The 702-nt window shown below is 58.0% G+C and carries 1 protein-coding gene; it reads left to right on the top strand.

The window, feature by feature from the left end; translation table 11 throughout:
• Positions 1-147: 147 nt before the first annotated feature.
• The coding region (locus MJ783_RS20465) for a radical SAM protein (protein WP_239312806.1) at positions 148-702 on the top strand (555 nt) is incomplete at its 3' end.

Genomic DNA, 702 nt, shown 5'->3' with positions numbered 1-702 from the left:
CACTCGACGCGGTCTCCGCGAGGCGCTGATTCAACTCAGCCACAGGCCGGTACCCACCGGGACAAAAATCCCCCAATGGGTACCGGTTCGGGGTGTCTCGACGCGCGTTATATCTGATCATTTCTATCCTCGTTCCGAGGAGGCCGAGTGGAGTCACGACCAGAACCGCCATTCGCTGGGCCCGCACATGCCGATCTTGACCTGACGAACGCGTGCAATTTACAGTGCTCACACTGCGATGTCTCGTCGGGCATTCCGCTGACGGAGGAACTTGACCGCACCGGGATATTCAGCATTATTGGCCAGCTTTACAATCTGGGAGTTCTTAGTCTCACCGTGGCGGGCGGGGAGCCGTTCCTTCGGCCTGATGCCGTTGACATCCTGGAACGGGCATGTAGCTATCCTGGGTGGCGTGTGAGCGTGATCACGAATGGTACGTTGCTTTCTGGGCGGCTTGTTTGGGATCTGCTCCACCGCTGCCCGGGTTTGAGTGTAACAGTGAGCCTTGATGGTTCGATGCCAGCTTCGTTCGATATTATCCGTCATAGCGGAAGGCGCACGACGGCCGCACAGAGGTCCTTGTTCTCGCTTGTGACGAGTGGAATAGCGCGCGGCGCGGAAGCGGGCTTGGAGATGCACGCAGCCTTTGCCCTCACCTGTGTTAATCAGGCCGATCTGATGCCAACCTATAATCTTGCGATC

Origin of the sequence: Protofrankia sp. Cj3 (assembly GCF_917627355.1) — a bacterium.
Lineage (GTDB): Bacteria > Actinomycetota > Actinomycetes > Frankiales > Frankiaceae > Protofrankia.
This window is presented reverse-complemented; position numbering and strand designations above follow the sequence as displayed.